Origin of the sequence: Variovorax sp. TBS-050B (assembly GCF_029893635.1) — a bacterium.
Taxonomy (GTDB): domain Bacteria; phylum Pseudomonadota; class Gammaproteobacteria; order Burkholderiales; family Burkholderiaceae_C; genus Variovorax.
On sequence record NZ_JARXYR010000002.1, the window covers coordinates 4866538 to 4893296 of the forward strand.

Genomic DNA, 26759 nt, shown 5'->3' on the forward strand with positions numbered 1-26759 from the left:
AGCGGCCGCTAGCGCTTTCGCCCCCGCGCACCGGCCTCGAAGCCGAGTTTCCGCATGGCCGCCCCCGGGCTGATCGCGGCCTTCGCATAGCCGGCCCACGGCGCGTTGCCGCGGTCGAGCCGGGTGTGGATGTTCCTCAGGTTCCACTGCGCGCCGCCCGTGAGCGTCGGCACCTCTTCCCAATCCACCGGCACCGACACGCCCATGCCCGGCCGCGCGCGCAGCGACCATGCGCAGACGGTGGTGGCGCCGAAGCCGTTGCGCAGGTAGTCGATGAAGATGCGGCCGATGCGGTTGCTCGGCCCGCTCTTGGCGACGAACATCTGCGGCAGCGTGCGGGCCATGTGGCGCACGATGGCCTGCGAGAAGTCCTTCACCGTGTCCCAGTCGTACTGCCGCTTGAGCGGCACCACCACGTGCAGGCCCTTGCCGCCGCTGGTCTTGCAGAAAGCTGGCAGGCCCAGCTCGTCGAGCACCACGCGCATCAGCTCGGCGGACTGCAGCACCATGGGCCAGCCCACGCCCTCGCCGGGGTCGAGGTCGAAGGTCATGCGGTCGGGCTTCGCGATCAGCGTCTTCACGCCGTTCCAGGTGTGGAACTCGACCACGTTCATCTGCGCCGCGCTCAGCAGGCCGAGCGGCCCCGCCACCTCGATCAGTTCGGGATGCGAGGGCCAGAGCGCGCGGTCGAGCTGCCGCACGCCGTCCATCTGGCCGGCCTCGACATGCTTCTGGAAGAAATGCTGCCCCGCGATGCCCTGCGGCGCGCGCACGAAGGACACCGGCCGGCCCTTCAGGTGCTCCATCATCAGCGGCGCGACGAGCCCGTAGAAGCGCACCACCTCCACCTTGGTGATGCCGGTGGAGGGATCGACCACGCGGTCGGCATGCGAGACCTTGAAGTTGGCGGGCATGGTGGCGGCAGGCGCGTCCTCGCGTGCCGCGTCGCGCGGTGCGGCGGGCTGGTGCACCGGCTTCTCGCGCACGATCGCCTTCGCCGGCTTGTCGGTGCGCACGCTGTGGAAGACCGGATGGCGCACGTGGCCGTCCTTGGTCCAGTCGGAGAAAGTCACCTCGGCCAGCAGTACGGGCTTGACCCAGTGCGCGCGGCGATCGTTCTCGGTCGGGTTCTTGAACGGCCGCTCGTCACTGCGCAGCGGCGTCAGCCTGTCGAGCATCTCGGTCAGCGAACGGCCGTTGAAGCCCGCGCCCACGGCACCGGAATAGACGAGGTCGCCCTTCTCGTCGTGCACGCCGATCAGCAGCGCGCCGATGCCCACGCGCGAGCCCTTGGGATCGGTGTAGCCGCCGATGACGAACTCTTGCCGGCGCGAGCACTTGAGCTTGATCCAGTCGGGCGAGCGGCGCGAGGCATAGGTGCTGTTCTTGCGCTTGCCGATGACGCCCTCGAGGCCGATCTTGCAGGCCGAGGCGACGATGTCCTCGGGCGGCGCGTCGAAGATCTCGCTGAAGCGGATCTCGGGCGGCGCCTTGGCGAGCAGCGACTGCAGCAGCGCGCGGCGCTCGAGCAGCGGCACACCCGTCAGGTCGAAGCCGCCATGGTGCGGCAGGTCGAACAGGAAGTAGACGATGTTGCGCGTCTTTTCGCTGTCGAAGGCATTCTGCAGCGCCTGGAAATCGGTGCCGCCGGATTCGTTGAGCACCACGATCTCGCCGTCGAGCCAGCACGGCGCGAGCTTCATGCGCTCGATGGCACGCACGAGGTGCGGCATGCGCTCGCTCCAGTCGTGCCCGTTGCGCGTGAAGAGCCGCACCGTGCCCTTGGCGTCGATGCGCGTGAGCAGCCGGTAGCCGTCGAACTTGATCTCGTAGATCCAGTTGCCCGGGTCGGGCGGCGGGCCGTCGACCAGCGTGGCCAGCAGCGGCGAGAGCTTGGCCGGCAGCGCTGCCTTCACCGCATCGGCCGGTGCGCCGCTCGCAGCGGCCTTCCCGCCGCGCCGCCGCGGTGCAGGGGCGGCGGCAGCCGACGCGGCCGGCGGCGCTGCCGCGGCGCCGGGCGTGGGCATGGGCATCTCGGCCACGCTGTCGGGAAACTGGTCGACCACGCTGAACTCGCTCGCGGGCCGCGCGTACTCGTCGTGCTCCTTGATCAGCAGCCACGCGTCCTGCTTGTCGTCCTGCTTGCCGTGCATGCGCACCAGCGCCCAACGGCCGCGCAGCTTGTAGCCGTGCAGCTCGAACTTGATGTGGCCCGCGCGGTAGGCCTTGCGTGCATCGCCAATCGGCGTCCAGGTGCCCTTGTCCCAGATGATGACCTTGCCCGCGCCGTACTGCCGCGCCGGTATCTCGCCCTCGAACTGGTTGTACGAGATGGGGTGGTCCTCCACATGCACCGCCATGCGCTTGTCGTGCGTGTCGTAGCTCGGGCCCTTGGGCACCGCCCAACTCTTCATCGCGCCGTCGAGCTCGATGCGGAAGTCGTAGTGCAGCCGCCGCGCCCAGTGCTTCTGCACCACGAACTGCAGCGTGCCGGGCAGCGAGGCACCGCCCTCCGCGGGCTCCGGCGTGACGTCGAAGTCGCGCTTCTCCTTGTAGCGCTTCAGGGGGTTGGCGCGGGCCATGGCGTGTCGGCCTTTCCGTCGGGTGGATGGCTGGCGGCATGGCGCTCCAGCAGCAGGTAGAGCCCGATGCCGCCGGCCAGCGGCAGCAGGTAGTAGAGCGCGCGGTAGGCCAGCACCGCCCCCATCAGCGTGCCCTGCCGCACCGTGCCCGAGAGCAGCGCGAGGTACACCGCCTCGAGCACGCCGAGGCCGGCCGGAATCGGCGTGACCACGCCGACGATCGAGGCCGCGAGCAGCACGCCCAGCGTGGTCGCATACGGCACCTGCTGGCCGAGCAGCAGGTACATCGCACCGCCCATCAACGCCCAGTTGGCAGTGGAGAGCGCGAGCTGCACCAGCGCGAGCTGCGCGGTCGGCAGCTCGATGCGCCGCCCGCGCACGACCCAGTGCCGCCCGTGCAGGAAGAAGCAGGCCACCACGTACGCGGCCGCCAGAAGGATCATCAGCACACCGAGGGCGCGGAACGCGTCCGCGCCGATGTGCGCCTGGCGCGGCGGCGTGATGGCGCCGCCCGCGAACAGGCTGCCCGCCAGCAGCCCGTAGCCGAGCCAGTTGGTCGCCAGGCTGATGCCGACGATCTGCGCCACCGTGGTTTCGTCGAGCCCGGCACGCGCATAGAGGCGCGCGCGCAGTGCGATGCCGCCCACCAGCGAACCGAGGTTGAGGTTGAAGGCATAGCTCGCGACCGCGATGGCCCAGGTGCGCCAGCGCTGCAGCCGATGGCGCGTGTGCCGCCTGCCGATCAGGTCGAAGCATCCGTAGAGCGCGTGGCTCAGCGTGGCGAGCCCCAGCGCCGCCAGCAGCACCGTCGCGGGATAGCGCTGCAGCGCCTGCCAGGCGCCGGCCCAGTCGACCTTGTGCGCATGCGACAGCAACAGGCCGAGCACCACCAGCCCGAGCGCCGGCAGCGCCCAGCGGCGGCAGCGGCGCCAGAGCGACTGTTTCTCCGCGACGGGAACCGCGGTGGGGAGCGTGGTGGCATCGCGGGTCATCGGGGGCCTTCCTGGAGCGCGGCGATCAGCGCCGCCAGATCGAGCGGCTTGAGCAGATGGTGGTGGAAGCCGGCGGCGGCGATGCGTTCCTTGTCGCCCTGCTGCCCCCAGCCGGTCAGCGCGACCAGGACGAGCCCGGAAAGCGCCGGATCGGCGCGCAGCCGGGTCGCGAGTTCGCAGCCGTCCATGCCGGGCATGCCGATGTCGAGGATCGCGATGCCGGGCCGCACGCCGTCCGCGACCATGCGCAGCGCCTCCTGGCCGCCGTAGGCCACGCGCGGCGCGGCGCCCAGCGATCGCAGCAGGTCGCCCAGCGCATCGGCCGCATCGCGGTTGTCGTCGACCACCAGCACGGCATGCGGCAGGGCCGCGGGCCAGCCACCGACGGCCGGCGGCGCGGCGGCGGGCAGGCCGCTTTCGCTGCGGCTGAGCGGCAGCCGCACGCAGAACATCGCGCCTTGTCCGAGCCCCGCGCTCAGGGCCTCGACGCTGCCGCCGTGCAGTTCGACCAGGCTCTTCACCAGCGTCAGCCCGATGCCCAGCCCGCCCTGCGCCGCCTTCGAGGTGCCGCTGACCTGCACGAACATCTCGAAGATCGAGGTCAGCATCTCGGGCGCGATGCCGGTGCCGTTGTCCCAGACCTCGACCACCGCATCGCGGCCCTCCTTGCGCGCGACGATCCGGATCCTGCCGCCGGGCATCGTGTACTTGGCCGCGTTGTTGAGCAGGTTCGAGAACACCTGCGTCAGTCGCACGCCGTCGCCGCGCACCACGAGCGGCGGGTCGCCGAGCTCCATGGCGAGCGCGTGCTTCGCCCCCTCGAGCAGGGGGCGGCTGAGTTCGACCGCGTCCTTGATCACCGCGTCGAGCGCGACGGCCTCCATGCGCAGCTCGATCTTGCCGCGCGTGATGCGCGACACCTCCATCAGGTCGTTCACCAGCCGCACCATGTGGTCGATCTGGCGGCCCATGAGTTCGTAGTAGCGCATCGCCTCGCCGGGCTCGTGCGGCTTTCGCATCAGCAGCGTGAGCGCGGTGCTCATCGGCGCGAGCGGATTGCGCAGCTCGTGCGCCAGCGTCGCGAGGAACTCGGTCTTGCGCTGGTCGGCCTCGCGCAGCCCGCCGAGCAGGTCGCGCATCTGGTACTGGCGGTTGCGTGCGCGCAGCACGGTGCGCGCCGCGCTGACCAGCGACGCCACCCGCATCGGCCGCTCGATCACGGTCACGTTCGCGAGCCGCTCCATCGCATCGGCAATGACGCGCGAATCCGCGCCCTGGCGGGCCAGCACGATGACCGGCAGGTCGGACCAGGGCGGCTGCGCGCCGAGCGCATCGATCAGCGAGGCGGCGGCCGGATCGGCCAGCACTTCTTCCGCGAGCATGATCGCGCCGGCGCCTTCTTGCAGGCCGCGCACCAGTTCGCCGAGGTTCGCGCAGGTGTGCGTCTCGACCTGCGCGCGCGCGAGCACGGCACTTGCCATGAACGCATCCCTCGAGGTGGCGGTGCGCAGCAGGATGCGCTGTTCGACGGATGCGGCAGGGGGACTCACGATGTGCTGCGCTGTGGGCTGTCGATCGGAACGGGCAGGCCCGTCAGGATGCCGCGGAAATGCCGCAGCGGCTCACCGACGTGCAGGCCGTCCGCGCCCATGGAGAAGTCGCGGATGGTGCGCTCGTGCGTACCGCCGCGCTTCTTCAGCACCGAGATCGCCTGGCGCACTTCGCCTTCGAGCTCGAAGTAGCGCAGCAGCACCACCGCGTCCGCGAGATAGCTCGCATCCACCGGCGTCTGCATCTGCGTGCCGATGAGGCCGTGCTGCGCGCCCACCAGCAGCGTGGCGACGCCGGCCTGGCCGAGGTAGGACAGCAGTTCGTGCAGCTGCGCGATCAGGAAGCGCTCGTCGGGCATGGCGTTGAGGTAGCCGTTGAGGCTGTCGATCACCACCACCGTGGCGTGCGACTGCGTCACCGCGAGCCGGATCAGGTGCACGAACTCGCCCGGCGACAGCTCGGCCGGATCGACCTGCCGCACCATGATGTGGCCCGAGTCGATGTGCGGCGACAGGTCCATGCCCATGCTCTGGCAGCGCGTGCGCAGCGTATGGATGCTCTCGTCGAAGATGAAGAGCGCCGCGCACTCGCCGCGCTTGGCCGCGGCAATCGCGAACTGCACCGCGACCGTCGACTTGCCGGTGCCCGGCGCACCGACGAACAGCGTGCTGGTGCCGCGCTCGATGCCGCCGCCCAGCAGCGCGTCGAGCGCCGGCAGGCCGCTCGGGATGCGCACCTGGTCCAGCGCGCCCGCATGCTCGGCCGCCACCAGGCGCGGAAACACGCGCAGGCCGCCGCGGTCGATGCGGTAGTCGTGGTAGCCGCCGCGGAACTGGTGGCCGCGGTACTTGCTCACCACCAGCCGGCGCCGCGCGGTGCCGTAGTCGGAGTTGATCTGCTCCAGGCGCAGCACCGCGTGCGCGATGCTCTGCACCTGCAGGTCGTGCTTCATGGCGGTCATGTCGTCGAGCAGCAGCACGGTGCACTGGCGGCCCGCGAAGAACTGCTTGAGCGCGAGGATCTGGCGGCGGTAGCGCAGCGAGCTGCCGGCCAGCAGGCGCAGCTCGGACAGCGAATCGAACACCACGCGCGAGGGCTTGATCACGTCGACGTCGGACAGGATCTTCAGCGTCGTTTCGCTGAGCTCGACCTCGGAGGGATGGAACATCGTGTACTGCTCGTCGGGCTCGAGCGCGGCTTCCGACGGCAGCATCTCGCGCACGTCGATGCCGCTCAGGTCCCAGCCGTGCGACTGCGCGACGCCGTGCAGCTCCTGCGCCGTTTCCGAGAGGGTGACGTAGAGCACCGACTCGCCGCGCTTCACGCCTTCGATCAGGAACTGCAGCGCGATGGTGGTCTTGCCCGCGCCGGGCGTTCCCTCGATCAGGTAGAGCCGGTTGGACGTCAGGCCGCCCCCGAGCACGTCGTCGAGGCCGGGCACGCCGACCTTCATCAGGCTTTCTTCCTGCATGGCCGCTCGGGCCGCGCCGTCGAATTTCATTGCTTCTTCCTCCATCGTCGGGACAGACAGTCCTTTTCTTCTGCCCTGTTCTGCTGGCCGCTCGCGGCCGGGTTGATCGCAGGAGGATTTGTATCAATGGCGACGAAGCTGTGGTTGTAGGGCATCACCCTTCTTCCGCAGAAGACAAAGCCACGGCACCGCGCGGTCCGGCGGGCTGCCTTGCGGCCGGGCGGCTCAGGACTTCGCCGGCGTCTTGCGTTCGGCGTCGCCGGGCTCCCGCAGCTTCTCGTTGCCGACCTTCTTCATCAGTTCCTCGCCTTCGGTGTCCCGGCCGTCGGTGGGCACGGACTCCTCCTGCGTGATCTCCGGTTCGTCGGTGGGGGCGCTCGCGGCGCGGGGGCGATGGGGTGTTGGGCATGGCGGTCTCCTGTGAGCGAGCCATCACCTTGGGACGCGGCCGCACGGCGGGCGCTCAGGCAATGGCGGCAACGGCCGTCAGCAAAGGCCGACGACGCCCGGCGCGCTTCAGGCGTGGCCGAGCGGCTCGACCGGCGCCTCGCTGGCCTCGATGAAGAGGCGCCGGATCATCGGGAAGCGCGCGCGCACCTGCTGCTCGATCGCGGCGATCGCATCGGCCGCCTCGCCGGTGGCAGTGCCTTCCTTGAAGTTCACGTCGACGATCGCCAGCACCTCGTCGGGGCCGATGTACATCGACAGCACGCGGCCGACCTCGTGCACGCTGGGCTGCTGCATCGCCAGGTCGCGGATCGCGCGTGCCGTCTCGGGCCGGATGCCCTCGCCGATGAGCAGCCCGCGCGCCTGGCTGATCAGCAGCACCGCCACGCCCGCGAGCAGGAGCCCGATCACCACCGAGGCGGCGCCGTCGAGCACCGGCATGTCGAGGCGGTGGCTCAGATAGATGCCGAGCGCGGCCACCAGGAGCCCGGCCAGTGCGGCCGAGTCCTCGGCGAGGACGGTGTAGGTCGTCGGATCCTTGCTCTGGTCGAGTGCGCGCCAGAACGGAACGCCGCGGGCCTCGCGCCGGAACTGGCGCAGCGCGATGAGGAAGCTCGTGCCCTCGAACAGCGCCGCCAGCGCGAGCACCACGTAGTTCCAGGTCGGGTCCCGCATCGGCTCCGGATGGCGCATGTGCTGGATGCCTTCGTAGAACGACACCCCGCCGCCGAGCCCGAAGATGAGCACCGCGACGATCAGGCTCCAGAAGTAGAGCTCCTTGCCATGGCCGAAGGGATGCTCGACCGTCGCAGGCCGCTGGCTGAGGCGGATGCCCACCAGCAGCAGCACGCCGTTGAAGGTGTCGACCGCCGAGTGGATGCCCTCGGACAGCATCGCCGAGCTGCCGGTGATGCCCGCGACCACGAACTTGGTGGCCGCGATCGCGACGTTGGCGGCGATCGCGCCGTAGATCGCGACCTTCGACTCGGCCATCAGCGGCTGCGGCCGGCGCCCGGTCCCGGCGCGTGGTCAGGGAAGGCCAAGGTAGATGCGGAGATCGTCCTTCATCGTGCCAGCCGAGGCCACCGCCATGCGCAGCCGCGCCTCGCTCACGCCGAACCACTTGGTCCAGTAGTCGACCTCCTTGAGGTCGGTGATGTCGATGCGCTCGTCGTCTTGCGGAATGCGGATCTCCATGTCGTCCAGCATCGGGCGTCTCCAGGCAGGGGGTTGAAACGAGACGGCAGTTTCGCTGCCGACCGGCGGGACCTTGCCAGCCGGATGCGATCGTTGATGCAGGACATTCTCTACACGCGCTCCGGCCGCAGCCAGCTTTGTTTCATCAAGACACCGGCCGCGGGCGGCGGCATGCAAAATAGCGCCCCTATGAAGATCGCCACCTGGAACGTCAACTCCCTCACCGCCCGGCTGCAGCATGTGCTCGACTGGCTCATTGCCAATCCGGTGGACGTGCTGTGCCTGCAGGAGCTCAAGATGAGCGACGACAAGTTCCCGCTCGACGTGCTCAGGTCCGCCGGCTACGAATGCGCGGTGTTCGGGCAGAAGACCTACAACGGCGTGGCGATCCTGAGCCTCGCGCCGCTGCGCGACGTGGCAAAGAACATCGGCGGCTTCACCGACGACCAGTCGCGCGTGATCGCGGCCACGGTCGACACCGCGGCCGGTCCGCTGCGGGTGGTGAACGGCTATTTCGTCAACGGGCAGGCGCCGGGCACCGACAAGTTCGCCTACAAGATGGGATGGCTGAGCGCGCTGCGCGAATGGCTGCGCGCGGAGATGGCGGCGCACCCGCAACTGGTGCTGCTCGGCGACTTCAACATCACGCCCGAGGACCGCGACAGCTACGACCCGGTGGGCCTGAAGGAAACCATCCACCACACCACCGAGGAACGCGAGCAGTTCAAGGGCCTGCTGCAGCTCGGCCTGGTCGACAGCTTCCGGCTCTTCGAGCAGCCCGAGAAGAGCTACTCCTGGTGGGACTACCGCATGCTCGGCTACCAGAAGAACCGCGGCCTGCGCATCGACCACATCCTCGTGAGCGAGCCGCTGGTGCCGCGCGCGAAGGGCTGCATCATCGATCGCGTGCCGCGCAAGTGGGAGAAGCCGAGCGACCATGCGCCGGTGGTGCTCGAGCTCGACCATGGAGCGACGGCGCCATGAACGCCCGCGCGCTTGCACTCGCCGCGTCGGTGCTGGTGCTGGCCGGCTGCTCCGCCCTCAAGCCGGCCGACAAGGCCGCCGACGGCACGCCGGGCGCTGCGACGACGCCGGCCGACGAGACGCCGGGCGCACGCAGCGAGGTGCCGACCGTGCGCCTGATCACCGCGCAGACGCCCGCCGTGCGGGCCTACCGCAAGACCGGTGCGCGCAAGATCTACAACACCTACGCGAAGCGCATCTACAAGGGCAAGATCCCGCCGCTGGTCTATGCGGTGGTGGTGGTCGAGACCGACATCGACGCGCAGGGCAACGTGCGCAACGTCACCTTCAGCCGCGTGCCGAGCCATGCGCCCGAAGTGCCGCCGATGATCGCGGAACTCATCAAGGGCGCCTCGCCGCTGCCGAACCCGGGGCGGCTCGGCGGTCACACCTATGTCGACACCTGGCTCTGGGACCGGAGCGGCAACTTCCAGCTCGATTCGCTGACGCTCGGCCAACGCAGCCGATAGTCTGGTCCACCCCCAGGCTGCGCGCACTTCGTGTCGCTTCGCCTCCCCCCTTCGAGGGGGCGATACCGGTGGACCGGCGGAGCCGGATCCACGGTATCTCTGGCTGGGGGCTGGGCCTCTCTTATTCGATGCCCAGTTCCTGGATCTTGCGGGTGATGGTGTTGCGGCCGATGCCGAGTTTCTGGGCGGCCTCGATGCGGCGGCCGCGGGTGTTGGCCAGGGCGGTGAGGATCAGGCGCGATTCGAAGCGGCGCGAGAGCGCGTCCCACACGTCGGTGCGGCCGGCGGCCAGCAGGGCCTGGGCTTCCATCTCGAGCCCGCTCTCCCAGCTGCTCGTGCCGACGAGGCCCTCCGCGGGCGGCTCGCCCGCGGCCGCGGCATGCGCGCTGTCGCGCTCGGCACCGGAGGGCTGCAGGACCGATGCGGACTGCTGGGGCGCGGCGGCGGTGGGATCGGGCGCGGCAGTGTGGCCTTCCGTGCCGGCCGAGCCGGCCATGACCTCGGGCGGCAGGTCCTTGGCCTCGATAAGCTGGGCCGGCGCCATCACCGTCAGCCAGTGGCAGATGTTCTCGAGCTGGCGCACGTTGCCCGGGAAGCTGAAGGCCGCGAGCCTGGCCAGCGCCGCGTCGGAAATGCGCTTGGGCTCGACGCCGAGCTGACGCGCGCTCACCTGCAGGAAGTGGCGCGTGAGCGCCGGCACGTCCTCGCCGCGTTCGCGCAGTGCCGGCAGCCGCAGGCGGATCACGTTGAGGCGGTGGAACAGGTCCTCGCGGAAACCGCCCTGCTTGACGCGCTGCTCCAGGTCCTGGTGCGTGGCCGCGATGACGCGCACGTTGGCCTTGACCGAGTTGTGGCCGCCCACGCGGTAGAAGTGCCCGTCGCTGAGCACGCGCAGCAGCCGCGTCTGCAGGTCGAAGGGCATGTCGCCGATCTCGTCGAGGAACAGCGTGCCGCCCTCGGCCTGCTCGAAGCGCCCGCGGCGCATGGTCTGCGCGCCGGTGAAGGCGCCGCGCTCGTGGCCGAAGAGCTCGCTCTCGAGCAGGTCCTTCGGGATGGCCGCGGTGTTGATCGCGACGAAGGGCCCGCTGGCGCGGGGCGAATGCTTGTGCAGCGCACGCGCCACCAGCTCCTTGCCCGAGCCCGATTCGCCGGTGATGAGCACCGTGACGTTGCTCTGCGAGAGCCGGCCGATGGCGCGGAACACGTCCTGCATGGCTGGCGCCTGGCCCAGCATCTCGGGCGCGGCGACCATGCGCTCTTCGGCCACTTCCTCGCGCTGGCTCTCGTCGACCGCGCGGCGGATGAGCTCGACCGCGCGCGGCAGGTCGAAGGGCTTGGGCAGGTATTCGAAGGCGCCGCCCTGGAAGGCCGAGACGGCGCTGTCGAGGTCGGAGAACGCCGTCATGATGATGACCGGCAGGCCGGGGTGCTTGGCCTTGATCTTGTCGAGCAGGTCGAGCCCGGAACCGCCCGGCATGCGGATGTCGCTCACGAGCACCTGCGGGCCCTGCTGCTCGTCCTCCGCCGCGAGCTCGAGCGCGGCCAGCACCTCGCGCGCGCTGGTGAAGCTGCGCGTGGGCAGGTCCTCGCGCAAAAGGGCCTTCTCCAGCACGAAGCGGATCGATTGGTCGTCATCAACTATCCAGATCGGCTTCATGCATCTCCTTGTCGGCCGGTGGCTGCTAGGGCAGCGGAATCAGTATCTTGAAATCGGTTCGGCCCGGGACACTGTCGCACTCGATCACGCCGTGATGCTGTTGCACGAAAGTCTGCGCCAGCGTCAATCCGAGCCCCGTCCCGCCTTCCCTGCCCGATACGAGCGGATAGAAGATGCGGTCCTTGATCGCGTCCGGCACACCCGGTCCATTGTCGATGACATGCAATTCCAGTGCCAATCGATACCACTGCTTGTTGAAGATCACCTGGCGGGCGACCCGCGTCTTGAAGGTGATCTGCGCATCGCCCGCGGCACGCCGTTCGGCGAGCGCCTGCGCCGCGTTGTGCGCGATGTTGAGCGTGGCCTGGATCAGCTGCTCGCGGTCGCCGCGGAACTCGGGGATCGAGACGTCGAAATCGCGCTCGATGTGCAGGTCGCGCGGAAACTCCGCCAGGATGACCGAGCGCACGCGCTCGCACACCTCGTGGATGTTGACGTCGCCCACCACGTGCGGTCGGCGGTGCGGCGCGAGCAATCGGTCGACCAGCGTCTGCAACCGGTCGGCCTCGTGGATGATGACCTGGGTGTATTCGACGAGGTCGCGCGACTCGACCTCCATCTGCAGCAGCTGCGCCGCGCCGCGGATGCCGCCGAGCGGGTTCTTGATCTCGTGCGCGAGGTTGCGGATGAGTTCCTTGTTCGCCTGCGCCTGGTCGAGCAGGCGTTCCTCGCGGTCCTGGCGCACCTGCTGCTCGAGCGGCGACATCTCGATGATCAGCTCGCCCGCCTTGTCGCCCTGCGCCAGCGTGACCTGCACCGGCATCAGCTCGTGGTTGATGCGGCGCAGGAAGGCTTCGTAGCGCAGCGTGGCGAAGTCGTTGCTGCGCGCGCCGTCGATGGCGGTGCGCAGCACCTGCGGCTCGTTGAAGCAGGCGCCGAACGGCGAGCCTTCGAGCGTGCGTCGCGAGGTGCCCAGCGCGTCCTCGAGCGCGGCGTTGGCGAACAGCACCGACCCCTCCGTGTTGACCACGGCGATCAGCGTGGACAGCAGGTCGAACGACTGGAAGCGTGGCGTGGCCTTGGCCGCCTTCTTCCCGAACACCATGGCTACTGCTTGGCCGGCAGGCGGCCGAGCTCGCGGCGGATGCCCGCGATGTCGCTCTCGTTGCGCGCCAGTTCGGCCTTCATTTCGGCCACGCGGTCGAGGTACTTCTGGTAGTTGCGGCCTTCGCTGCCCTGCTTCTCGGGCTCGCCGTTGTTGTATTCCTTCTGCAGTTCGGCCTGGCGGGCCTCGGCCTTGCGGAGTTCGGCCTCGAGCACCGCACGCGCTTCACCGTCGCGCGCGCGCTGGTCCACGCCTTCCACGCGCGGGCTGCCCGCGGGCGAGCGCGCCGCGCTCGGCGCCGAACTGCCGGTACCGGCGGAACCGCCACCGGAGGGCTTGGTGCCCTGCACGACGGTGACGTTGCCGCCTTCGAGCAGCTTGCAGCCCTTCTGCTGGGCGACCGTTGCGTTGTTGGTGTATTCGTTCCCGCAGCGCCACACGCGGTCCTGGGAGAGCGCGGGCAAGGCAGCGAGCGAACCGGCCACGAGAAAAATCAGGGAGGCGATCTTCATGGATGTGAGTGAATGGCAACAGACGGGCATTTTCATGCAATTCGACGCCACCGGTGACAGGATGTTCCGCACCAAGCAAAAAGGACGGCCGGGGCCGTCCTTTGCGCATCGTGCCCCGCGGACGGGGCATGCCGATCAGAGCGAGTAGTACATGTCGAACTCGACCGGGTGCGCGGCCATGCGGAAGCGCGTGACTTCCTGCATCTTGAGCTCGATGTAGGCGTCGATGTAGGCATCGGTAAACACGCCGCCCTTGGTCAGGAACGCGCGGTCCTTGTCGAGGTACTCGAGCGCCTGGTCGAGGCTGTGGCAGACGGTCGGGATCAGCGCGTCTTCTTCCGGCGGCAGGTGGTAGAGGTCCTTGCTCGCGGCTTCGCCCGGATGGATCTTGTTCTCGACGCCGTCGAGGCCGGCCATCAGCAGCGCGGCGAAGCCCAGGTACGGGTTCATCAGCGGATCGGGGGAAGCGCGCTTCGACGCGGCGGCCCTTCGGGTTGGCCACGAACGGGATGCGGATCGAGGCCGAGCGGTTCTTGGCCGAGTAGGCCAGCTTCACCGGGGCTTCGAAGCCGGGGACCAGGCGCTTGTAGCTGTTGGTGCCGGGGTTGGTGATCGCGTTCAGCGCGCGGGCGTGCTTGATGATGCCGCCGATGTAGTGCAGCGCGAAGTCCGACAGGCCCGCATAGCCGTCGCCGGCAAACAGGTTCTTGCCGTCCTTCCAGACCGACTGGTGCACGTGCATGCCCGAGCCGTTGTCGCCGACGATGGGCTTGGGCATGAAGGTCGCGGTCTTGCCGTAGGCGTGCGCCACGTTGTGGATCACGTACTTCTGCAGCTGGACCCAGTCGGCACGCTGGATCAGCGTGCTGAACTTGGTGCCGAGTTCCATCTGGCCGGCGTTGGCCACTTCATGGTGATGCACTTCGACCGGGATGCCGAGCGATTCGAGCACCAGGCACATTTCCGAGCGCATGTCCTGGAAGCTGTCGACCGGGGGCACCGGGAAGTAGCCGCCCTTGACTGCCGGACGGTGGCCGGTGTTGCCGTGCTCGTATTCCTTGTCGCTGTTCCAGGAGGCTTCTTCCGATTCGATCTTCACGAAGCAGCCCGACATGTCGTTCTTCCAGCGCACGCCGTCGAACACGAAGAATTCGGGTTCCGGACCGAAGTAGGCGGTGTCGCCCAGGCCCGATGCCTTCATGTAGGCCTCGGCGCGCTTGGCGAGCGAACGCGGGTCGCGCTCGTAGGGCTTGCCGTCGGTGGGGTCGATCACGTCGCAGGTCAGGATCAGCGTCGTTTCTTCGAAGAAGGGATCGATGTTGGCGGTGTTGGGGTCGGGCATGAGCTGCATGTCCGAGGCTTCGATTCCCTTCCAGCCGGCGATGGACGAGCCGTCGAATGCATGGCCCGAGGTGAATTTGTCTTCATCGAAAGCCGAGACCGGCACGGTCACGTGCTGTTCCTTGCCGCGGGTGTCGGTGAAGCGGAAGTCGACGAACTTGACCTCGTTTTCCTTGACGAGCTTGAGTACATCGGCGACGGTCTTTGCCATCAGTTTCTCCTGGTTGGATGGGTGGTTGGAAATACGGGGGACGGGGATGCAGTTTCTGTGCCATTGTCGCCCCTTCTTGGGGAGGCTCCGTGACCGCTGCGCACCCCCGAAATCGGGGTTGAAATCACCAAATTGGTGCAAATTGGGTCAGCGCACCAATTCCGGGCCGAGCTTCGCATCAAAGGCGTGCAGGCCTTCGATCAGCTGGGCATAGGCGGCGCCGAGCCGGGCCGGGTCGCCCTTGACGCCGAGTTCGATGTGGCGGCCGTATTCCGGATGGTCGACGCTCGGCAGGCTGAACACCTTGACGCCCTCGTGCGCGGCCTCGACCGCCAGCATCAGCGGCGTGAGCGTGGCTTCCATGGCGCCGAAGACGATGACCGAGCGTTCGGCCGACTGGCCGGTGGTGAACATGTCGGCGTAGCGGCTGTCGAGCACCGACTCGATCATCGGCCAGGCCATGACCGGGAAGCCCGGCACGAAATGGACGTGGTCGACGCTGAAGCCGGGGATCTTGTTGTAGGGATTGCGGATGATCGTCGCGCCCTGGGGGAACACGCCCATGTTGAGGCGGTGGATGTTGTCGGGACGATCGGCTTCGTAGGGCACGCCCTGCTCGCGCGCGGTGTCCTGCATGCGCTCGCGGATCAGGCGCTCGGCCTCGGGATGCAGTTCGAGCGGCCGGCGCAGTGCCTGCGCGGCGCATTGGCGCGTGTGGTCGTCGGGCGTGGCCCCGATGCCGCCGGTCGAGAACACCACGTCGCCCGAGGCGAAGGCCCGGCTCAGCGCGGCCGTGATGCGCGTGGGCACGTCGCCCACGTACTCGGCCCAGCCGAGCTGGAGGCCGCGTGCGGCCAGCAGCTCGATCACCTTGGGCATGTGCTTGTCGGCACGCTTGCCGGAGAGGATTTCGTCACCGACGACGATGAGGCCGAACGCACGGGTCATGGGGATTTCCATTGAGAAAGAACGGCCTGGTCGGCCCCGCCCTCGGACGCGCTGCCGGCGCCGGCAAGGGCCGCCGCGGCTTCGCGCTGCGCGCGCAATTGCGCCAGTGCGTCGAGGCAGTAGTGGGCGAACCAGAGCGCCGAGAAGGCGAACACCAGCGTGTAGATCCAGATCGCGAGCGGCACCAGCACGAAGAAGGCGGCGGCGAACAGCAGGCCCGAGGCCCAGACGATGCTCGGCGCCGCGCCCAGGTAGCCGCACAGCACGCCGATGCACAACAGCGGCAGCCGGTGTGCGCGCAGCAGCGCGGCGCGCTCTTCGGCACTGGCATGCTCGGCCAGCGCGTCGAAGCTCATCACGCGGTAGGTGAGCCAGCCCCAGATCAGCGGCGGCAGGATCAGCACCAGCGGCGGAATGAGCCAGAGCGGCATCGACACCACGAGTGCCAGCAGCGCCAGCACGGTCAGACCGAGCGAGCGCGCGACGCTGCCGAAAAAGGAAGCGCCCTTCTTGCGCTGGAGCGCCGGAAAGCGGCGGTCCGCCACCAGCGTGGTGAGCGGCCCCGCCATGAGCCCCGCCACGATCAGCAGCGACACCACCACGATGACCGGCGTGGCCGCGAAGACCACCACGAGCGGCGCGAGCACCGAGGTGACGTCGCCCGAGAAGAGGCGGCCGATCCAGCTCCAGAAGCTCGACAGCAGCGGCCAGGCGTCGAGCGCCTCGCGCGTCCACGCCACCGTCGCGTCCCAGAAGAAGTAGCCGAAGACGGCCGCCAGAAGCACCATCAGGCCGAGCGGCAGCAGCGACAGCACGATCACGCGCGGCAGCATGCAGTAGGCGACCGCGCGCCAGAAGGAGTCGAGGAGCAGGCGCATTGGGTGCGAAGGATAACCGCCCCGACCGGGGCCGGGCTCAGCCGCGCCCGGCCATGCGCTTCAGGCCCAGCCACTGCTGGGCCCAGAAGCCGCGCCCGTACTCGCGCACGCGGCCGTCGGCGCCCGGTTCGACCTGGTCACGGATGCCCGTGGGGTCGTAGCGGTTCTCGAAGTTCGCGGTGCCGAAGAGCATGTCCCACCACGGCAGCAGCACGCCGAAGTTGCTGCCGCCCAGCGTGTGGGCGCCGCGCGACTCGTGGCCCAGGCCGATGCTGTGGTGCAGCCGGTGGAAGCGCGGGCTGATCCACAGCCGCTCGCCGATGGCGCCGAAACTCAGCCGCAGGTTGGCATGCTGCAGGCTCTCGCTAAGCTGCGTGAAGGCCACGAAGGCGATGAACTGCCCCGGCGCCACGCCGATCAGCTGCGCGACGACGACGATGAGCGTGTCGTGCAGGACGTCGTCGAGCAGGTGGTTGCGGTCGTCGCTCCACATCGTCATCTGGCGCTGCGAGTGGTGCAGCGAATGCAGGCCCCACCACCACCTGAACTGGTGCTGGCCGCGGTGGATCCAGTAGCCGACCAAATCGAGCACCACGAGGTACATCGCGAAGGCGATCACCGGCACGTCGGTCACGCCGGGCCAGAGTTCGTCCAGGTGCAGCGTGCCCCATCCCGCGATGCGCAGGCTGCCGATCGCCTCGTCGAACACCGGCTCCAGGGTGAAGAACATCGCGAGCCGGAACAGGCCGAGCCGGTGGATCAGCGTGTAGAGCACGTCGGTGCGGATCGCGCGGCGGTCGGTCACCGGCTCGACCGCGCGCCAGCGCTGGAGCGGCCCGATAACCGCCAGCAGCACCAGCACCTGGATCAGCCCGACCAGCAGCCAGCCGGTCGCGTCGAACGCGTCCTCGGTCCAGCCGCCGAGGCCGACCGCGTAGACCAGGGGCTGCACCAGCGTCTCGAAGAACCAGCCCTGCAGCGCGGAAAACGCATCCGTCAAACGATCGATCACGGCAGCGGCCTCAGGAATGCGATGCGATCCAGTCGCGGTACTGCGGATGCCGGCGCAGCGTCTCGAAGCAGAAGCCCTTGGCCTTGAGGCCGACGATCAGCGGTTCGAGGTTGGCCGGCGCCCACGGATCCTTGCGCGACCAGATGCCGAGGTGCGCGAGCAGGATGTCGCCGGGACGGATGGTGTCGAGCGCCTGCGCGAGCAGCTTCTCGTTGCTGAACTTCTCGCTCGGCAACTCGTCGCCCAGGAAGCCCGCCGGCGACCAGCCCACGTGCTCGAAACCGCAGGCCTTGGCGGCAGCGAGCAGGCGCGGCGAGGTCTTGCCGCCCGGCGCGCGGTAGAGCGGCAGCGGTTTCCTGCCGGTGATGCTTTCGAGCCGCTCGGAGGCCTTGGCGATGTTGCCGCAGTACTCGGCGGCGCTCCAGGTGAACTCGCGCCCGGCGAGCGCCCCGGCCGACGGCCGGATGCGGAAGCTCGGCTCCACGCCCTTGAGGTCGCCGCGCCAGTAGGCATGGTCGTAGGTGTGGGAGGCGAACTCGTGGCCCTCGGCCGCCCTCGCCTTCCACCACGGCGCCCAGTGCCGGTCGAGGCTGTCGCCGCCGTCCTGGGTGCGCTCGGCCGCGGCGAAGAAGGTGACGCGCACGTTCTGGCGCTTGAGCACGTCGGCCACGAGGTCGGCGATGCCCATGTGGCCGGTGTCGAAGGTCAGGTAGACGGGCTTTTCGCATGCGGCGCCCTGCTGCGCCCAGGCCGAAAAAGGCACCGGGCCGCAGGCGGCCACGGCCAGAAGCGCCGCCAGCGCGCGCACGCGCAGGCGGCGTGCGGGCTCAGGTCCTCTTCGCATGGTCCAGGGTCCAGACGCCGTGCGGCGAACGGCCGACGTTGACCTGGCGCACCAGCTTCTGGCTCACGAGGTCGATCACGCTGAGCTTCTTGGCCCAGCGCGAGGTCACGTAGAGCGTCTTGCCGTCGGCCGACACGTCCATGCAGTCCGGACCGCCCGGCACGGCGTAGGTCGCCGTGACCTTGAGCGTCGTCAGGTCGATGCGGCTGATGGAATTGGCCACCCGGGTTGCTCACGAAAACGCTCTTGCCGTCGCCGGCGGCGCGGAAGGCGTGCGCGCCCTTGCCGGTCGGGATCTTGCCCACGAGCTTGGGCTCCGGCCCCGCCACGTCGAACACCTGCACGCCGTCGCTGCCGGTCAGGCCCACGAGCAGGGTCTTGTCGCCATGGGCGCCGTAGATGTCGGCCGGCATCGGCCCGGTGGCGGTGCGCCAGCGGATGGTCTGCGTCGGCAGGTCCACGGCGATCAGTTCGTCGCTGTCCTGCATCGTGACGTAGGCGATGGTGCTGGTCCGGTCGATCCAGATGTGGCTCGGCGTCTTGCCCGTGGGAATGCGCTTGGCGAGCTTCAGGTCCTTGCCGTCCCAGTGGTAGACGTCGACGTGGTTCAGGCGGTTGCCCGCGGTCACGAACCACTTCATGTCGCGCGAGAACTGCAGCTGGTAAGGGTCGACGATCCCGTAGACCACGCGCTGGACCTCGGCGGTGCGCGGATTCACGAAAGTCAGCGAGTCACCGGCCGAATTCGCCACGATGACCGACTTCTCGTCCGGCGTCATGTAGATGTGGTGCGGCTCCTTGCCGGTCGGGATGCGCTGCTTCTCGGTCCAGTCGACAGGGTTGATCACGCTGACGCTGGCATCGAGCGAATTGAGCACGAAGATCGGCGGCGGCGGCTCCGGCGGCGCCGCGACGGCGGCGGCCGGGGTCAGGAAGGCGGTCGCGAGGCTCAGGCAGGCGTACAGCAGGGCCGCGGCGCGGCCGGTCGGGCGGGCAGGAAAACGCAAGGGAAGTTCCGGAAAAAGGCTTCAAATGTTAACGATCGGAGCCGACCGCCGGCTGACCGCCGAACCCTCGAATTCGCAGTTATTTCGCCGGCGCGCGCAAGGCGGCGACTTCGGCCGCCTCGAGCCAGCGCCACTGGCCGGGCGCCAGGTCGTCGGGCAGCGCCACGGTGCCGATGCGCGAACGATGCAGCGCCTCGACCCGGTTGCCCACCGCGGCCAGCATGCGCTTGACCTGGTGGTACTTGCCTTCGGTGAGCGTGAGCCGCAGGTGCAGCGGCCCGTCGGATTCGCAGGCGGCGGCGCGCACCGGCTTCGGGTCGTCGTCGAGCACCACGCCGGCCAGCAGCCGGTCGATCTGCGCCGGGTCGACCGGATGCTTGGCGGTGACCTCGTACACCTTGGGCACGTGGTGCTTCGGCGATCCCATCTTGTGGATGAACTGGCCGTCGTCGGTCAGCAGCAGCAGGCCGGTGGTGTCCTGGTCGAGCCGGCCGATGGCCTGCACGCCCTGCACCGCGCCCTTGTTGGGCCGCAGGCGCAGCGGGGACGGCAGCAGCGTGTAGATGCTCGGATAGGTCGAAGGCTTCTGCGAGCACTCGGTGCCGGCCGGCTTGTGCAGCATCAGGTAGGCCTTCTCGTGGTAGGCCCACTCGGTGCCCTGCACCGTGAAACGCAGCCCTTCGGGCTCCAGGTCGGCGAAAGGATCGTCCGCCAGCTCGCCCGCGATGCGCACGTGGCCTTGCTGGATCAGCCCCGCGCACACGCGCCGCGTGCCGAAGCCCTGGGAATAGAGGATGTCTTGCAGATGCATGGAAAACCGAAAAAGGCGGCCGGAGGCTCGTGCCCGCGGCCGCCCCGGAGTGTCTCAGGCTTTCAGTAGCCCGCCGCCAGACCGGTATTGCGGCGCGGATCGTTGGCGCCGTAGAAGCGGTTGTTGCCCACCGGCTTGCCACCCAGCGAGGGCGCGCCGACGAGGATCGCCGCCATGTGGTTGGCGGGTTGCGGCACGCCCAGGTTGTGGCCCATGTCGGTCAGGATCTTGCGGGTGTCGGGACTGAGCGCGAAGGTCTCCACGTTGGTGACGTCGGGCAGCCACTGCTGGTGGAAGCGCGGCGCGTCCACCGCCTCCTGCACGTTCATGCCGTAGTCCACCACGTTGAGGATCGTGTGCAGCACGGCCGTGATGATGCGGCTGCCGCCCGGCGTGCCGACCACGAACACTGGCTTGCCGTCCTTGCTGACGATGGTCGGGCTCATCGAGCTCAGCGGGCGCTTGCCGGGCTCGATCTTGTTGGCTTCGCCCTGGACCAGTCCGTAGATGTTGGGCACGCCGACCTTCGAGGTGAAGTCGTCCATCTCGTTGTTGAGCAGCACGCCGGTCTTGTCGGCCGTGACCTTGGCGCCGAACCAGTCGTTCAGCGTGTAGGTCACCGAGGCCGCGTTGCCCCACTGGTCGGTGATCGAGTAGTGGGTGGTGTTGCTGCCTTCGTGCGGCGGCACGCCCGGCTTGATGTCCTTCGAGACCCCGGCCTTCTTCGGGTCGATGGCGGCGCGGATCTTCTCGGCGTAGCCCTTGTCGAGCAGGCGCTCGAGCGGGTTCTTCACGAAATCGGGGTCGCCGAGGTAGCTGTTGCGGTCCACGTAGGCATGGCGCATGGCCTCGATCTGGTAGTGCACCGACTGCGCCGACCGGAAGCCCAGCTCCTTGAGCGGATAGCCTTCGAGGATGTTGAGCATCTCGCAGATGATCACCCCGCCCGAGCTCGGCGGCGGCGCCGAGACGACCCGGTAGCCGCGGTAGTCGCACTCGACCGGCGCCAGCTCGCGCGTCCTGTACTGGTCGAGGTCGGCCTGCGTGATGATGCCCTTGCCGGCCTGGCTCGACGCCACGATCGCCGCGCCGACCGGTCCCTTGTAGAAGCCGTCCACGCCCTTGGCGCTGATCGCGCGCAGCGTCTTCGCGAGGTCCTTCTGCACCAGCTTCTGGCCGACCGCGAAAGGCTCGCCCTGGTTGAGGAAGATCGCGGCCGAGGCCGGGTCCTTCTTGAAGTCGTTGGTCGCGGTCAGCAGCATGTCGACGTCGCCCTGCTCCAGCGCGAAGCCCTTCTCGGCCAGCTGGATCGACGGCGCGATCAGGTCGGCGCGCTTCATCGTGCCGTACTTCTCGCGCGCGTACTCCATGCCGGACACGGTGCCGGGCACGCCGACCGCGAGGTGGCCGTGGGTGCTCAGGCCCTTGACCACGTTGCCGTCCTTGTCGAGGTACATGTTGGCCGTGGCGGCCAGCGGCGCCTTCTCGCGGAAATCGAGGAAGGTCTTGCGGCCGTCGGCGAGCTGCAGCGTCATGAAGCCGCCGCCGCCGAGGTTGCCCGCGGCCGGATACACCACCGCCAGCGCATAGCCCACGGCGACCGCCGCATCCACGGCATTGCCGCCGCGCTTGAGCACGTCGACGCCGACCTTGGTGGCGAGATGCTGTGCGCTCACGACCATGCCGTGCTCGGCAGCGACGGGCGCCTGCGAGGCCGCGTGGGAGGCGCCGGCGCCCGCCAGCACGAGCGCGGCCGCGACGGCGGCGCGCAATTTCGGGGTCCAGTGGATTGGCTGCATGTCGGAAGACCTCCTTGGAATGGAATGAGGACGGATGGAACAGGAGAAAACGACGGCTGCCGGTCAGGCGACGAGCAGCGCCTTGCGCCGCAGGTCCTTCAGGCCCTGCGCCACCTGCTGGCGCGCGAAGTCGTCCAGCAGCTTCGGATCGGTCAGCGGCCTGTCGTTCTGGACGAAGCGCAGCCGGTCGGCACGGACTTCGGCCGCCAGGTGCGCCGCCAGCATCTCGTGCGAATGCGTCCCGTCGAGCAGGGGCAGCAGACTGCGTTCGAGCGGCGACAGCGCCACGGCCTCGTGCCACTGGTTGCAGACGGTGGCCGGCTGCTGTCCGGCCGACGCCGCCACGGCAGGCGCCGTGCGCACCGACGGCAGTGCCCGCGGCAGGGCGGACACCTCCGCGGCAGCCGGTACCGGCGTGCGACGGATGCGCACCGCACCGAGGATCACCAGTTCCTCGAGCATCGCCAGCACGGCCGGCTCGGCCGAGGCGCGCAGCGCCCCTGTGCGCTCGATCACCGCGGCGAGCAGCGCCTCGAACGGCAGGCTGGCCGGATAGTGCGCATCGAGCACCTGCGCCAGCGCCTTCTGCACCGGCAGGCGCAGCACCATCGACACGTTGCGCAGCGCCGTGCAGGGCTGCTCGCCCGCATCGAGCGTCGGACCGCGACCGTCGGGCGTGGCGAACACGCCGGCGAACTCGAAAGCGCGGATCCGCGCCGCATCGAGGCGATAGCGGATGTTGGCGGCGCGCTCCTGCTTCACCAGCAGCGTCTGGCGGAAGGTGCGATTGACCAGGAAGTCGAGGTACTGCTCCATCAGGATCTGGCTGCCGCCGCACTCGCGCAGCAGCGGCTCGCGGACCTTCTCGCCGTAGTTCTGCACGAACATCGTCGAAGGTTCGGCATCGGCCAGATAGGCGAGCCCGTGGCCCGCCGCCCGCTGCGCGAACTCCTTGAAGTAGCAGGGCGAGTTGCAGGGCTCGAGAAACTCGTGCAGCAGGTAGTAGCCACTGGCGCTGCGCACGATCGGCATGGTTTCGTCGAGCGTCTTCTTGAGCACGCTGTCGGGCCGCGCCGACTGCTCGAGGAATTCGAGCATGCCGCGCGCGTAGGCCAGCTTTTCTTCCGGCGTGTCGCGTGGACCGCCGCGCAGGATCATCGCGTCGCGCACGATCTCGCGCGCCTTCCAGCCCGGATAGACGTTGTAGCTCACATAGGCCACGCCCTTCGGCGCGAGGTTCTCGGCGCACACGCGCAGGATCGCGTCCTGCACCGGCCCCGGCACCCAGCTGTACACCCCGTGGCAGACGATGTAGTCGAACTGGCCGAACGACGCATCCACGTCGGCGAGATTGAAGCTGCGCAGCGCCACGTTCGCAAGGCCCGCCCGATCGATCGCGGCGACGCCCTCTGCCACCTGCACGCGCGAGAGATCGAGCCCGAGCGCCTGCGCCTCGGGATGCCGCGCCGCGAACGGGATCAGGTTGCCGCCGGCCGCGCAGCCGAGCTCCAGCACGCGCGCCCGTGCGGGCGGCGGCGCATCGAGGCCGAACAGGAAGGCGATGGCTTCGAGGTGCTCGATGGCCGACTGGGGGAACGGATGCGACTCGTACGGCACCGCGTCGTAGTAGCTCGTGAGCGTCGAAATCGATGTGTCGGGCACGGCGTCCTTTGATGGATCGAGGCGGCCGGCGGCGGCGCCCTGTCGAGGAGTGATCGCGGTCGCGGCAGGCGCGACCGGGCTTGCCGACTATAGCTTTGCGCCGGGGCAAAACAAGGCCGTACGACGCTTGTGCCGTCCTCAACCGATCTTGGGGAGTCCGAATCCGAAGCCGAAGCCCGTGCCGCTCTTCGCGGGCCTGCGCGGCTCGGCTTCCGGTTCGCGGGGACCGAGGTCGAGATCGTCGATCATTGCCTGCAGTTCGAGCAGTCCGGCCGCCATCGCCGCCTGGTAGGTCTTGACGGCCCGGCGCTGCCGGCCCAGCACCTGCCAGCGCTCGTCCTCGAGTTCGACCAGGCGCCAGCGGTAGGCGCCCTCCTCGTCCTCGGTGACCGTGACGGCGATGTTTCTGAGTGCGGGCATGGGCCCGACGATCGTGCACGGCGGTGTGCCGAGCCGTCGGACGAGGGCCACTTCTGTCGAGAGTGCCGCCTGGCGCTCCAGAAAAAAGGGCCGCTTCGAAGGAAGCGGCCCTGAGCTGGATGAATATGGTGGAGCTGGGGGGATTTGAACCCCCGTCCGCAAGCCTTCTTCGCGCAGTTCTACATGTTTAGCGATCTGTTTTGGATCTCGCTTCCGATGTCGCGCAGTCGCACGCTACACCGGACGCCAGCACCCTATTTTCTCGCCCCGACCCAAGGTACCCGGATCGGAGCCAGCCCATGTAATTATCCTTGCAGCCGGGAGGTCAGGATCGCTCCAGACCCCCTTGCCCAGCCCATCGGCCAACTGTTGCAAGGCTCACTGGCAATTAAGCAGCGAGTGCGAAACGTTCGTCGTTTGCAGTTAGTTTGTTTGAATCTGTTTTACGAGCGCATTCAGCTCGACATGCCCCGCTGCGATTCCGAACCCACGTCGAAACCAGTGCAGCCCCAAGCCGACCATTTTAGGCCGGATCGAGAAACTTCAAGAGCTCCAGGGGTGAAGAGATCGCGGCATCGGCATTCCAGAGCGTGGCGTCGGCCTGCGGGCCCATGTAGCCGTAGGTGGCTGCGATGGTTCGCATGCCCGCGGCACGGCCGGCGATGATGTCCCGCTCGTCGTCGCCGACGTAGATGCAGGCGTCGGCGGGCACTTCAAGGCGCCTCGCCGCCTCGTACAGCGGCTCCGGATGCGGCTTGGAAAAGGGCGTGGAGTCGCCGCTCACGATGGCACCCGCGCTGCCGAAGAGCGGAATCGCACGCGTGAGCGGAACGGTGAAACGCGCCGACTTGTTGGTGACCACGCCCCAGGCGAGCCCGCGCGCACGGATCGCGTCGATGAGCGCCGGCACGCCGTCGAACACCTGCGTGTTGAGCAGCATGCGGTTTTCGTAGGCCTTGAAGAATTCCTCCCGCAGTTCGGGAAACTCCGGCGAATCGGGCGTGATGCCGAACGCGACGCCCAGCATGCCCCGCGCACCGGCGCCGGCCATGAAGCGGTAGCGCTCGAGCGGGTACGACGCCAGGCCGCGGTCGGTGCGCATCTTGTCGGCCGCCGCGCCCAGATCGGGCGCGCTGTCGATCAGCGTGCCGTCGAGATCGAACAGCACGGCGCGAATGACGGCCCCGCTCACGCCGGCGATCCCGTCGTGCCCGGCTTCTGCGTGGCGAACATGTAGTTGACGCTGGTGTCCGCGCTGAGCCAGTAGCGACGCGTGAGCGGGTTGTGTTCCATGCCGCGCGTGTGCCGCAGGTCGAGGCCGGCCGCACGGCAGTGGTTGGCCAGTTCGCTGGGCCGGATCAGCTTGGCGTATTCGTGCGTGCCGCGAGGCAGCATGCCGAGCACGTATTCGGCGCCGACGATCGCGAGCATGAAGGACTTCAGGTTGCGGTTGATCGTGGAGAAGAACACCCATCCGCCGGGCTTGACCAGGGTGGCGCAGGCCTGGACCACCGACGCGGGCTCCGGCACGTGCTCGAGCATTTCCATGCAGGTTACGACGTCGAAGCTCGCAGGCTGCTCCGCCGCGAGCGCCTCGGCGCTGATCTCCCGGTACTTGACGCCGCTCGTGCCGGCCTCGATCGCATGGAGGCGGGCCACCTTGAGCGCCTTGCTGGCGAGGTCGATGCCGAGCACGTCGGCGCCCTTTCTCGCCATCGAGTCGGCAAGGATTCCGCCGCCGCAGCCGATATCGAGCACCTTGCGCTGCGAAATCGGCGCAATTCCGTCAATCCATTCCAGCCGCAGCGGATTGATTTCGTGGAGCGGGCGGAATTCGCCGTCCATATCCCACCAGCGATGGGCCAGTTCCGAAAACTTGGCGAGTTCCGCCGGGTCGGCATTCACTTGGTCAGTCATGCCGAGATTATGAAACGGCAGGCATAAAAAAACCCCGCCGAAGCGGGGTTCCTTTTAGCGATTCAATCGAATCAGCGGGTAGCGCGGGTGCCGACCACTTCGATTTCCACGCGGCGGTTCTTGGCGCGGCCTTCCTTGGTGCGGTTGTCAGCCACAGGCTGCTTCTCGCCCTTGCCTTCGGTGTAGACGCGGTTGCGTTCGATGCCCTTCGAGACCAGGAAGGCCTTGACGGCTTCGGCGCGACGCACCGACAGACGCTGGTTGTAGGCGTCCGAACCGATCGAGTCGGTGTGGCCGACGGCGATGATCACTTCGAGGTTGACGTCACGGATCTTCTCGACCAGGTCGGTCAGCTTCGCGCGGCCTTCGGGCTTGAGGACCGACTTGTCGAAGTCGAAGAAGGCGTCGGCGGCGAAGGTCACCTTCGAAGCGGCCACTGCGGGAGGTGCAGCGGGAGCGGGAGCAGCGCCAGGAGCAGCCGGAACCGCGGCGGGGGCAGCAGGAACCAGGGCACCGTCGCAACCAGCGGCAGCGGTGGCGGGCGTCCAGTTGGCATCGCGCCAGCACAGTTCGTTCGTGCCGTTCTTCCAGACCAGTTCGCCGGTGCCGTTTTGCCAGTTGTCAATCGTAGGACCGCCATTCGCAGCGGTGACACGGGTCTGCGCGCCGGCGGCAGTGGCGAGCGCAGCGACTGCAAACATCATCGCCACTTTATTCAGTTTCTTCATGGTTCTCCTCTTGGGGAAAAAGCCGCAGCCGCGCTGCGAATCAAGGACGCTTTAAGTGACCACCACCCAAAACGTTGAGGCGATTGTGCCATAGGGTCTTTGGCAAACAGGCCGCCGGACGCCCGCGAAGCGTAGGACGGAGGCGGAATAGCGGCCTTGTGTTGCGGCGGAGCG

Annotated in this window: 22 protein-coding genes, 1 other RNA gene and 2 pseudogenes; 2 read left to right on the top strand and 23 right to left on the bottom strand. The window is 68.4% G+C overall.

The window, feature by feature from the left end:
• Positions 1-8 precede the first annotated feature (8 nt).
• The 6 genes from ligD to M2165_RS25795 all read right to left on the bottom strand — a co-directional run bounded on the left by ligD (position 9) and on the right by M2165_RS25795 (position 8252).
• A complete protein-coding gene (gene ligD, locus M2165_RS25770) occupies positions 9-2582 on the bottom strand; it encodes a DNA ligase D (protein ID WP_280817393.1) in 2574 nt (857 codons plus the stop codon).
• Positions 2561-3574, bottom strand: coding sequence for a lysylphosphatidylglycerol synthase domain-containing protein (locus M2165_RS25775; protein ID WP_280817394.1), 1014 nt, complete (start codon positions 3572-3574; stop codon positions 2561-2563). The genes ligD and M2165_RS25775 overlap by 22 nt, the downstream gene beginning before the upstream one ends.
• Positions 3571-5124: a hybrid sensor histidine kinase/response regulator gene (locus M2165_RS25780; RefSeq protein WP_280817395.1), complete on the bottom strand. Its 1554-nt coding sequence runs from the start codon at positions 5122-5124 to the stop codon at positions 3571-3573. The genes M2165_RS25775 and M2165_RS25780 overlap by 4 nt, the downstream gene beginning before the upstream one ends.
• Positions 5121-6626 carry an ATPase domain-containing protein gene (locus tag M2165_RS25785; protein WP_280817396.1) on the bottom strand — a complete coding sequence of 502 codons (1506 nt, stop codon included), beginning with the start codon at positions 6624-6626 and terminating at the stop codon, positions 5121-5123. The genes M2165_RS25780 and M2165_RS25785 overlap by 4 nt, the downstream gene beginning before the upstream one ends.
• 486 nt (positions 6627-7112) lie before the next feature.
• Positions 7113-8036 (bottom strand): cation diffusion facilitator family transporter, encoded by a 924-nt coding sequence (locus M2165_RS25790; protein ID WP_280817397.1) that lies wholly within the window; start codon positions 8034-8036, stop codon positions 7113-7115.
• 36 nt (positions 8037-8072) lie between these two features.
• Positions 8073-8252, bottom strand: a complete 180-nt coding sequence (locus M2165_RS25795; protein ID WP_280817398.1) for a DUF3606 domain-containing protein — start codon at positions 8250-8252, stop codon at positions 8073-8075.
• A gap of 177 nt (positions 8253-8429) precedes the next feature.
• Here M2165_RS25795 and xth point away from each other — a divergent pair, with 177 nt between their 5' ends.
• Together xth and M2165_RS25805 are read left to right on the top strand one after the other, a co-directional pair.
• Positions 8430-9224 carry an exodeoxyribonuclease III gene (gene xth, locus M2165_RS25800; protein WP_280817399.1) on the top strand — a complete coding sequence of 265 codons (795 nt, stop codon included), beginning with the start codon at positions 8430-8432 and terminating at the stop codon, positions 9222-9224.
• Positions 9221-9733 carry a hypothetical protein gene (locus tag M2165_RS25805; RefSeq protein WP_280817400.1) on the top strand — a complete coding sequence of 171 codons (513 nt, stop codon included), beginning with the start codon at positions 9221-9223 and terminating at the stop codon, positions 9731-9733. The genes xth and M2165_RS25805 overlap by 4 nt, the downstream gene beginning before the upstream one ends.
• A gap of 121 nt (positions 9734-9854) precedes the next feature.
• Here the strand turns inward: M2165_RS25805 and ntrC are convergent, their stop codons facing one another.
• The 17 genes and pseudogenes from ntrC to ompA form a co-directional block, all read right to left on the bottom strand.
• Complete coding sequence (ntrC, locus tag M2165_RS25810) at positions 9855-11390, bottom strand: nitrogen regulation protein NR(I) (RefSeq protein WP_280817401.1); 1536 nt, start codon at positions 11388-11390, stop codon at positions 9855-9857.
• Positions 11391-11415: 25 nt separating this feature from the next.
• Entirely contained in the window at positions 11416-12495 is a 1080-nt protein-coding gene (gene glnL, locus M2165_RS25815) for a nitrogen regulation protein NR(II) (protein WP_280817402.1), read from the bottom strand.
• Between the two features lie 2 nt (positions 12496-12497).
• Entirely contained in the window at positions 12498-13007 is a 510-nt protein-coding gene (locus tag M2165_RS25820; protein WP_280817403.1) for a hypothetical protein, read from the bottom strand.
• Between the two features lie 135 nt (positions 13008-13142).
• A pseudogene (gene glnA, locus M2165_RS25825) lies at positions 13143-14559 on the bottom strand (type I glutamate--ammonia ligase).
• A gap of 147 nt (positions 14560-14706) precedes the next feature.
• Positions 14707-15507: a molybdopterin-binding protein gene (locus M2165_RS25830; RefSeq protein ID WP_280817404.1), complete on the bottom strand. Its 801-nt coding sequence runs from the start codon at positions 15505-15507 to the stop codon at positions 14707-14709.
• Positions 15504-16385, bottom strand: coding sequence for an EI24 domain-containing protein (locus tag M2165_RS25835; protein WP_280817405.1), 882 nt, complete (start codon positions 16383-16385; stop codon positions 15504-15506). The genes M2165_RS25830 and M2165_RS25835 overlap by 4 nt, the downstream gene beginning before the upstream one ends.
• Before the next feature lie 37 nt (positions 16386-16422).
• On the bottom strand, positions 16423-17397 hold the full coding sequence (locus tag M2165_RS25840; protein ID WP_280817406.1) for a sterol desaturase family protein: 975 nt from the start codon (positions 17395-17397) through the stop codon (positions 16423-16425).
• A 10-nt stretch (positions 17398-17407) separates the two neighbouring features.
• Positions 17408-18241: a polysaccharide deacetylase family protein gene (locus tag M2165_RS25845; protein WP_280817407.1), complete on the bottom strand. Its 834-nt coding sequence runs from the start codon at positions 18239-18241 to the stop codon at positions 17408-17410.
• Positions 18225-19248 (bottom strand): annotated as a pseudogene (locus M2165_RS25850) (YncE family protein). The gene M2165_RS25845 and the pseudogene M2165_RS25850 overlap by 17 nt, the downstream one beginning before the upstream one ends.
• 79 nt (positions 19249-19327) lie before the next feature.
• Complete coding sequence (locus M2165_RS25855; protein ID WP_280817408.1) at positions 19328-20059, bottom strand: 16S rRNA pseudouridine(516) synthase; 732 nt, start codon at positions 20057-20059, stop codon at positions 19328-19330.
• Between the two features lie 62 nt (positions 20060-20121).
• Complete coding sequence (ggt, locus tag M2165_RS25860; protein ID WP_280817409.1) at positions 20122-21858, bottom strand: gamma-glutamyltransferase; 1737 nt, start codon at positions 21856-21858, stop codon at positions 20122-20124.
• A gap of 63 nt (positions 21859-21921) precedes the next feature.
• Positions 21922-23520: a class I SAM-dependent methyltransferase gene (locus M2165_RS25865; RefSeq protein WP_280817410.1), complete on the bottom strand. Its 1599-nt coding sequence runs from the start codon at positions 23518-23520 to the stop codon at positions 21922-21924.
• Positions 23521-23658: 138 nt separating this feature from the next.
• Complete coding sequence (locus M2165_RS25870; protein ID WP_280817411.1) at positions 23659-23940, bottom strand: hypothetical protein; 282 nt, start codon at positions 23938-23940, stop codon at positions 23659-23661.
• 126 nt (positions 23941-24066) lie between these two features.
• Positions 24067-24451, bottom strand: a transfer-messenger RNA (tmRNA) gene (ssrA, locus tag M2165_RS25875).
• A gap of 12 nt (positions 24452-24463) precedes the next feature.
• Positions 24464-25132 (bottom strand): HAD-IA family hydrolase, encoded by a 669-nt coding sequence (locus M2165_RS25880; protein WP_280817412.1) that lies wholly within the window; start codon positions 25130-25132, stop codon positions 24464-24466.
• Positions 25129-25857 (bottom strand): bifunctional 2-polyprenyl-6-hydroxyphenol methylase/3-demethylubiquinol 3-O-methyltransferase UbiG, encoded by a 729-nt coding sequence (gene ubiG / locus M2165_RS25885; protein WP_280817413.1) that lies wholly within the window; start codon positions 25855-25857, stop codon positions 25129-25131. The genes M2165_RS25880 and ubiG overlap by 4 nt, the downstream gene beginning before the upstream one ends.
• A 71-nt stretch (positions 25858-25928) precedes the next feature.
• Positions 25929-26585 carry an outer membrane protein OmpA gene (ompA, locus tag M2165_RS25890; RefSeq protein WP_280817414.1) on the bottom strand — a complete coding sequence of 219 codons (657 nt, stop codon included), beginning with the start codon at positions 26583-26585 and terminating at the stop codon, positions 25929-25931.
• Between the last annotated feature and the right edge of the window lie 174 nt (positions 26586-26759).